Annotated in this window: 3 protein-coding genes; all 3 read right to left on the reverse strand. The window is 38.7% G+C overall.

Annotated features, from left to right (window positions below):
- Positions 1–4,019 (reverse strand): GEVED domain-containing protein (locus tag LV842_RS15995; protein ID WP_233112433.1); only part of this gene is annotated, 4,019 nt, incomplete at its 3' end.
- Positions 4,020–4,484: 465 nt separating this feature from the next.
- On the reverse strand, positions 4,485–9,128 hold the full coding sequence (locus tag LV842_RS16000) for a fibronectin type III domain-containing protein (protein ID WP_233112434.1): 4,644 nt from the start codon (positions 9,126–9,128) through the stop codon (positions 4,485–4,487).
- Positions 9,129–9,337: 209 nt separating this feature from the next.
- On the reverse strand, positions 9,338–10,363 hold a 1,026-nt coding region (locus LV842_RS16005; protein WP_233112435.1), incomplete at its 5' end, for a GEVED domain-containing protein.

The following is a 10,363-nucleotide window of genomic DNA, read 5'->3' on the forward strand; positions in this document are numbered from 1 at the left end:
CTCCACTGCATCTGATAGGTTGCACTTACTGCCAATGGTGACCAGTTCACCACTGCTGAAGTTGAGGTAATATTCGTAAAGGTTACATTCGGTGGAGTTGGGTCACATTTTGTCGTAAATTCACTATGTGAGTACACCCCTACATTAATTGTATTACAAACCGCTGCTACTTCTACTTCATATAATGTTGCAGGAGTTAAAGGATAAGTTGGCGGATTTAATGTAAATGTCTGAGTCGTTCCTGTAATAGCTGCCACATCAATTGGACCTGCTGTAGGTAACCATTGTGTAGAACCTACAGGACGATATCTAACCTTATAAGAAGCTCCTCCAATATCCTGCGGCCAAGTAATCGTTGCTGAATTATGAGTAATAGAAGCTGGAGTTACTGTTACTGTTGGTGTAGCAGTACTACATACTCTTAATACAATATTATCGATTGCCGCTGGTGGCTGAGTACCTCCAGTAGTATCATTTCTCCATTCAAATACCAGACGCATTACAGTTCCTGCAAAGCTGCTAAGGTTCAAATTCGCATTGGAATAAGATTGCCAAGCAGTTCCGTTTTGATTATACTGTCCTATCTGAACTCTTCCTGTACCTGCAGCAATCTGCGTTCCAGGTGTAGGCATAAAGGTCGCAGGAACTAACCATACTCTTACATAATCCCAAGAGCTCTCACCTTGTGCTTTCCAGTCAAAAGAGAAGGTAGCCAGAGAAGTCCCTGCAGGAATTGTAATATCTCTATACGCTTGTACTACACTTGCAGATGTAATTGTATACGCATTTGTTACTCCACTATCATTTGTAATATAAATGGATTTTCCTGTATTTCCAGTTACAGAACCATGGAACCATTTATTAGTTTGTGTTCCATTCAATAATCCCATATCATTCGCCGTTTCAAAATTCTGAAGATATGGAAGCACAGCAGGAATCTGAGTCGTCATAAAGCTCGGTCCTTGTGCCACATAACTATTGTCCGTAGATGAACAAATTGCTTTTACCCACCAATAATAGGTTGTACTAGGCAATAAAGTAGGAGTTAAGTTTACAGAAGTAGCCGTTGTTGTTCCTGTTGGAGTTCCTGGTTGTACAGGGGTTGTAGAAACATAATATGCATACCCAAGAGCTGGTGGAGTTGCTGGAGTTGCCCAGTTAATAACTGCTCCATTTCCAGTTACACCCGTTACAGTCATACCAGTTGGAGGCAAACATGTAGGAGGCGTCACAACAGCCAATGTAAAGTCTACATATGCACCATAAGGAGCAGGTCCACAAGGAGTAATTGCTCCAATGAACGATGATGCACATCTCATTCTATAATTTCCTAACGCTTGTCCGGCAGGAATATTAATTGTTGCTGTTCCTGTAGCTGCATAAGAAGTTGTTGCCAGAATAGTTTCTCCCGGATCATTAAAATCCATATCATTATTCCAGTCAATCCATACATAGTAATAATATGTAGAACCTCCAGCAGTAGCTAAGTTCATAACCACACTACTTCCCGGCGAACTTAAAACAGACATGTTTGAATTAACATACTGATTGTAAGAAGACGCTGTATAACCTAGGTTTGTCCATCCTCCAGTTGTTGTAACATTGTTCAAATAATATGTTGTTGAACTACTACCTCCTGTTGGTGCACAATAATTCGTAAATACAGTAATTGGTCCAGACCATGGGCTCTGGTCAGATGTACTACATTTTGCTCTTACCCAAATATAATAAGTTGTATTAATTGTTAAACCAGGAATTGTAGCAGTTGTACCCATCACCCCTGTAATCTGAGGTGTAGTTCCTGACGTAGGAGCAATATTCGTTGTATTATAATAAATTTCATATCCTAAAGCAGGATTAGTTGTAGAAGCTGTCCATCCAATACTTGCAGACGATATTGTTGCAGAATTTAAAACTAATGCTGTAGGTGGCATACATGTAGGTGGTGCTCCAACCGCAAGCGTATAATCTACATAGTTACCATAAGGTGCAGGTCCACAAGCTGTAACAGCTCCAGAGAATGACATTCCAAATCTTACTCTATAGTTACCATATGGTTGCGCAGCAGGTACATTAATTGTCGTAGACGCTGTAGTAGCATACGAAGTTGTTGCCAGAATAGTTTCTCCCGGATCATTAAAATCCATGTCATTATTCCAGTCTACCCATACATAATAATAATAGGTAGAAGTTCCGGCAGCCAAACTAACACCAATGGCGCTTCCCGGTGAAGTACTCAATGTATTAGATGAATTATTAACATATGCTGTGTAAGATGACGCAGTATAATTAATGTTCGTCCATCCTCCTGTTGTTAAAATTTTACTTAAATAATATGTTGTTGAGCTTGTTCCAGCTGTTGGTGAACAATAATTCGTAAATACAGTAATTGGTCCGGACCATGGGCTCTGGTCAGATGTACTACATTTCGCTCTTACCCAAATATAATAAGTTGTATTAATTGCTAAACCAGGAATTGTGGCAGTTGTACCCGTTACCCCAGTAATCTGAGGTGTAGTTCCTGATGTAGGAGCAATATTCGTTGTATTATAATAAATTTCATATCCTAAAGCAGGAGGAGTTGTAGATGCTGTCCATCCAATACTTGCAGAGGATGTTGTTGCAGAATTTAAAACTAATGCTGTAGGCGGCATACATGTAGGTGGCGCTCCAACCGCAAGCGTATAATCAACATAATTACCATAAGGAGCCGCTCCACAAGATGTAATAGCTCCAGAGAATGACAATCCAAATCTTACTCTATAGTTACCATATGGCTGTGCAGCAGGTACATTAATTGTTGTTGTTCCTGTTGCCGCATAAGTAGTTGTTGCCAAAACCGTTTCTCCGGCATCATTAAAATCCATATCATTGTTCCAGTCTACCCATACATAATAATAATAGGTAGAAGTTCCAGCAGCCAAACTAACACCAATGGCACTTCCTGGTGAAGTACTCAATGTATTAGATGAATTATTAACATACGCTGTGTAAGATGACGCAGTATAATTAATGTTCGTCCATCCTCCTGTTGTTAAAATTTTACTTAAATAATATGTTGTTGAGCTTGTTCCAGCTGAAGGCAAACAATATGCTGTATATATTACTAAAGGACCAACCCAACTACTTTGACTTGTTCCACTACATTTTGATCTTACCCATGCATAATAGGTAGTATTTGCCGTTAATGGAGAAAGTGTAGCCGAAGTTCCCGTAGTCACCGTTTGTGAAGGCGTAGTGGTGGAAGTTGGTATAGCTGTAGATGTTGTATAATACACATCATACCCTCCCGCTGGAGCCGTTGTAGGTGCTGTCCAGCTGATTCCCGCACTCGTTGCTGTCAATGTGGATATAGTTAAGCCTGATCCTGAAGGGGGTGGTATACACGCAGGAGCCGCTCCAAAAGTCAGCCTGATATTAGGTCTACTTGAAGAAGTATATCCATTAGTAGCTTGTTGTGCATTATTAGAATAATAATACATATGCTGAGTGGTAGCGGTACTGTACGTAATAGCACTTCCCGTAGTACTCGTTGTTCCTCCGGTAGTTCCTCCAAAGTTCGTTTCAACAAGAACCTGCAAATTATCCGTACCATTATAATAATATGGATTTTGCAAAGTAATGGTATTCCAACCCACTGGTAAATTACTTACTGTACCATCATATACCAATACAGCACCCGACTTTACAGTTGTCCAAGGCTGTGCGGTAAATGTTGTTGTTGTACTGGGTACAGATTTTAAATAAATTTTTATCGGAAGATTGAAACTCATTGCAGCTGTACAGTTCCAAGCTACAGATTGAACACTTCCTCCTGCCGGTAAATTGATTTCCGCAGCAGTGTAAAGTGATGCCGACATTTCGTAGGCATAATAAGATCCTAAAGGATATCTTTGAGTAGCTGTTCCAGTACCAATTGTGACCGTTTGCGCTTGCGCAAACAACCCAAAGACCATACAAAACAATGCAATCAAATTCCTTAAGAATTTTTTGGTTTTACAAGGTAAAAATACGTTCATATTTTTTTAATTTAATAATGATAGTAACCATCAAAAGACATTTTTCATTTTATATACCCAAAAGAAACTTTGAGTACATTTTATTTACAAATTCAATTGTAAGTAAACATAAATATAACTTCTATCCCATATTATTCAATTTTTAATAATCACACAAATCTAATTATATTTTAATTATAAAAACTAAAAACATCTAATTATTTTAAATAAAATACATTAAATATTTAATTATGATCACAAATAAATAAAATACACACAATTGTGAATTTTTTAAAACAACAAAATATCAATGAATAAAACATCTCAAATGAACATATCGAAATTAAAGTGAAAGAATTTTTAAAGAAAAAGAACCACCAACACTTAAGTTATATTCTATCCAAATTCAGCAAACTGTAATAAAAAAATAAGCTCTCATTTCTGAGAGCTTATTCTATGGTTTTAAATATTAAATATAATAATCAATTATTCTTTGATAAACTTCTTCTGTACTGAAGTTGAGCCATCCTCAATATCGATCATATACACTCCGTTGATTAACGAACGTACATCAACCTTGTTGTTTAAGATTATGCCTTTCGTTACCAACTGACCTGCAGCATTGTAAATCTTGAAATTAGCTCGTTTGCTGATATTCGTTACATTCAATACAGTGCTTACCGGGTTAGGGTAAATTAAGATATCAGTCTGATTCAATACATTAGCCGCAGCTTTCTTAGTGATTCTTACCGTGTAATCTTCTACTTCTCCTTTATCGAAGTTGGTACAGTTCACAGGAAGTCCTCCTTTCATTAAAGCCACTCTCATCACCACATACATATAGTCTACATTGCTTACAAAAGCATCTGACGGTACACTGAAGGTAGCTGTTGCTGTTGCATCTGCATTTGGTCCGGAAACCAGAATTCTTTCATTGATATCAAATTCTCCGTTTCTGTCAAAATCAATCCATGCTACAACCCCTGCATCTCCTGTTACTACCTTATCAACAGTAAGCTGATTATTTACAGACCCTTGAATCATCTCGATCTGTGCTAGTGGATCTGCTGTATAATCGGTATAATTAGATACTCCGGAATCCTTTATCATCTGTGGTTTTCCGGTAGGTACAACCGTTACTTTGGAAATATAATCTCCTGAGCCCGTAGTAGCACCCATTTGACAATAGATTACTGTAGGAGTCGTAAAGTAATACGGTAAGGTATAGTTACCTGGAGTACCACTACATACATTCGCTACCTGCATTTCATATTTAGTCAATTCTGTTAAACCGGTTAAGGTATAAAGATTGGTTGTCACCGGAACATTAGTCCAACCTGGAATTCCTACTTTTCTGTATCTCAGAATATATTTACCTGTTGCATCAGGTCCTACATAAGGATCCCACTGAACTTTTGCACTTGTCGGTTTTAATTCTAAAATCGTTAATCCCGGTGGCGGAATTTCACATGTTCTCTCTGTGGTAAATCTTGATAAGCTTGACCATGGGTTAGGCGTTGTTGAGCCTACACATATATTTCTTATCTGAACTTCATACTGAGTGTATGGTGTTAAAGTATAACCTGGAGAAGGAAGCGCATAAGTATTTGCTGGTGGATTTGGTAAAGTAACCGTAATCCAACCAATATCTCCTACTTTTCTCCACTGCATCTGATAGGTCGCACTTGCTGCTAATGGTGACCAGTTCACCACTGCTGAAGTGGATGTAATATTCGTAAAGGTTACATTCGGTGGAGTTGGGTCACATTTTGTCGTAAATTCAGTATGTGAAAAATTCCCAACATTGATCGTATTACAAACCGCTGCTACCTCTACTTCATATAATGTCGCAGGGATTAAACCTGAAAGAGGAATACTTTGATTAGGACTTGTAACTGTTGGTATATCCTGTCCTGTTACCGAAGGTAGCCACTGTGTAGAACCAACCGGTCTGTATCTTAATTTATAAGAAGCTCCTCCAGTATCCTGTGGCCAAACAACCTGAGCAGAATTGTGAGTAATAGTAGTTACTGTTACCGGAGATGGCGTAGCTGTACTACATACCCTTAAATTAATATTATCTACCGCTGCTGGTGGTTGCGCTCCTAAAATAGTATCATTTCTCCATTCAAACACCAAACGCATTGTAACTCCTGCAAAGCTGCTAAGATTTAAACTCGCATTGGAATAAGTTTGCCAAGTAGTTCCGTTTAAATTATATTGCCCTACCTGAACTCTTCCCGTACCTGCAACAATTTGTGTTCCGGGTGTAGGCATAAAGTTAGATGGAACTAACCATACTCTTAAATAATCAAATGAACTTTCTCCCTCTGCTTTCCAATCAAAAGAGAAGATAGCCAGAGAGGTACCCGCAGGAATTGCAATATCTCTATAAGCATGAACTACCTGATTACTTGATGTACTAACGGCATATGTATTTGTAACACCTCCATTATCAGAAATATAAATAGATTTCCCTGTATTTCCAGTCGCAGAACCATAGAACCATTTATTCGTTTGCGTTCCATTCAATAATCCAAGATCATTCGCTGTTTCAAAATTCTGAAGATAAGGAAGCACAGCAGGAATTTGCGTTGTTGTAAAGCTTGGTCCAGGAATCCAAATACTGGAATCTGTAGAAGAACACACTGCTCTTACCCACCAATAATAAGTAGTATTAGGAACTAAAGTCGGGGCAAGATTTACAGATGTTGCTGTCGTTGTTCCCGTAGGCGCTCCTGTAGGAGGTACATTCGAAGTAGATATATAATATGCATATCCAAGAGCTGGAGCAGGTGTTGGAGCCGTCCAGCTAATCGTTGCTCCATTAGATACAACCCCCGCTACCGCTAAAGCTGTCGGTACTTTACAAGTTGGAATCAATAAATTAATATTATCAACTGCAGCAGGAGGCTGTGTTCCACCCGTAGTATCACTTCTCCATTCAAATACCAGACGCATTGTAGCTCCCGCATAAGCAGCTAAATTCACATTGGTATTAATATAATTCTGCCATGTCGACTGCTGATTAAATTGCCCAATCTGAACTATATTTGTTCCGGCTGCAATCTGTGTTCCCGCAACAGGCATATATGATGCAGGCACCATCCAAACTCTAAGATAATCCCATGTAGTCCCCTCACCAAAAGCTCTCCAGTCAAAAGTCAGAATCGCAGGTGAAGCAGCAGTTGTTCCTGCCGGAATAGCAAAATCTCTATACGCATGAGCTACCTGATTAGTTGATGTACTCGTAGTATAGGTATTTGTTACCCCTCCATTATCGGAAATATAAATAGCGTTGGCCGGATTACCTACCACAGAACCATAATACCATTTATTAACTTGGGTTCCGTTTACAAAACCAAAGTCGTTTGTATTAAAGTTTTGAGAATACGGAAGGGTAGCCGGAATCTGAGTAGTTGTAAAGCTTGGACCCGGAACCCAGATACTACTATCCGTAGAAGAACAAATAGCTCTCACCCACCAATAATAAGTTGTATTAGGAGTTAAAGTCGGAGTTAAGTTTACTGTTGTTCCTGTTGTTGTTCCAGTAGGAGCTCCCATAGGCGGTACATTGGTTGTAGAAATATAATAAGCATATCCATTTGCTGGTGCTGGCGTAGGTGCCGTCCAACCAATAGTTGCTCCGTTAGCCACAAGCCCAGTTACATTTAATGCAGTTGGTACTTTACACGTCGGTATTAACAAATTAACATTATCAATCGCTGCAGGAGGCTGACTTCCTCCAAAAGTATCATTTCTCCATTCAAAAACCAGACGCATAACAGCACCTGCATAAGCCGAAACATTTAATGTTGGGTTCAAATAATTCTGCCATGTTCCTTGTTGATTTAATTGCGTCAACTGAACCCTATCTGTTCCAGTTGTAATCTGTGTTCCTGCAACAGGCATGAATCCTGCAGGTACCACCCATACTCTTAAATAATCTGTAGTTCCCTCTCCGATCGCTCTCCAATCAAATGATAAAATTGCAGGGGAAGCAGCAGTTGTTCCTGCCGGAATCGTGAAATCTCTATACGCATGAGTTACCTGCGTACTTGGTGGACTGGTCGTATACGCATTTGTAACCCCATTATCGTTTGATATGTAAATTCCATTTACCGGGTTACCCGCAGCTGCACCGTGATACCATTTATTTACCTGAGTTCCTGTCGTAAATCCAAAATCATTACTTCCCGAAAAAGCTTGAGTATATGGTAAACTAGCAGGTATTTGAGTTGTTGTAAAAGTAGGACCAGGCATCCAAAGACTGCTGTCCGTAGATGAACACACCGATTTTACCCACCAAAAATATTGTGTATTTGGTGTTAATGTAGGTACTAAATTCACTGACGGAGTAGTCGTAGTTCCCGTAGGAGGTGTTCCGGCAACCGGTGGCACGTTAGTCGTAGTAATATAATATGCAAAACCATTTGCAGGTGCCGGAGTTGGTGAAGTCCAGCTCAACGTTGCTCCGTTTGATACTACACCAGTTACTGCCTGCGCCGAAGGCACAACACATGTAGGTATAAAAAAGTTAATATTATCTACTGCCGAAGCCGGGCTGGTTCCAATAATCCCATCATTTCTCCATTCAAAAATAAGTCTCACAGTACTTCCTGCAAAACTGGTTAAATTTACTGTGGGGTTTGTATAATTCTGCCACGTATTTTGCATTTCAAAATTAGCCCCAAGCTGTATATTTCCTCCTGTAGCAGCCATTTGAGTACCTGCTGTTGGAGTAAAAGTAGAAGGAGCCAAATATACTCTCATTCTATCAAATGTAGAGTCACCCCCAAACGATCTCCAGTCAAAAACCAGTGTCGCCATAGTCGTTCCTGCCGGAACCGTAAATTCCCTATAAGCATGAACTACACTACTACTCGTATTCGTGTAGTTATTCGTTACACCATTGTCATTTGACACATAAATAGAACCTCCAGGATTACCAGCTGCTGTCCCATATACCCATTTGTTAACTTGCGTTCCATTAACAAAGGTAAAGTCATTAGCTGTAGTAAAGTTCTGCGTATATGGCAAAGTTGCAGGTGCCTGTCCTCTTACGTGTTCTAATAATCCTGTACAGAAAAAACACACAAGAAGTGTAAAAAAAGTAAAGAGTTTCTTCATAAGCTATTTTATTTTAAATTAACTATACGAATTTAAGCATTTTTTACCATTAATCAATTTTCCATCATCTATTTATAAAAATATCATTAAAAATTTAATATAAACATAACAACAAAACATAAAAAAATAAGAATTCAACAAAGACACATATAAAAAAATAAGCTCTCATTTCTGAGAGCTTATTCTATTGTTTTAAATATTATTATCAATTATTCTTTGATAAACTTCTTCTGTACTGAAGTTGATTTATCCTCAATATCAATCATATACACTCCGTTGATTAGTGAACGTACATCAATCTTGTTGTTTAAGATGATTCCTTTCGTTACCAACTGACCTGCTGCATTGTAAATCTTGTAATTAGCACGCTTGCTGATATTCGTTACATTCAATACAGTGCTTACCGGGTTAGGGTAAATTAAGATATCAGTCTGATTCAATACATTGACAGCAGCTTTCTTAGTGATTCTTACTGTGTAATCTTCCACTTCTCCTTTATCGAAGTTGGTACAGTTCACAGGAAGTCCTCCTTTCATTAAAGCAACTCTCATCACTACATACATATAGTCTACATTGCTTACAAAAGCATCTGAAGGCACACTGAATGTAGCTGTTGCTGTTGCATCTGCATTTGGTCCCGAAACCAGGATTCTTTCATTGATATCGAATTCTCCATTTCTGTCAAAATCAATCCATGCTACAACGCCTGCATCTCCTGTTACTACCTTATCTATCGTAAGTTGATTGTTTACTGATCCCTGAATCATCTCGATCTGAGCCGTTGGAAGCGTAGTATAATCTGTATAATTAGAAGCTCCTGAAGCGTTCAACATCTGTGGTTTTCCACTAGGAACAACTGTTACTTTGGAAATATAGTCTCCTGAAGCTGTATTAGCTCCCATCTGACAATAGATTACTGTAGGGGTTGTAAAGTAGTATGGTAAAGTATAGTTACCTGGAGTACCACTACATACATTAGCTACCTGCATTTCATATTTAGTCAATTCTGTTAAACCGGTTAGAGTATAAAGATTGGTTGACACTGGAACATTAGTCCATCCTGGAATTCCTACTTTTCTATATCTCAGAATATATTTACCAGTCGCATCAGATCCTACATAAGGATCCCACTGAACTTTTGCACTTGTTGGTTTTAATTCTAAAATCGTTAATCCCGGTGGAGGAATTTCACATGTTCTCTCGGTTGTAAATCTTGATAAGCTTGACCATGGGTT

This window comes from Chryseobacterium gwangjuense, from assembly GCF_021311115.1.
Classification (GTDB): Bacteria; Bacteroidota; Bacteroidia; order Flavobacteriales; family Weeksellaceae; genus Chryseobacterium; species Chryseobacterium gwangjuense.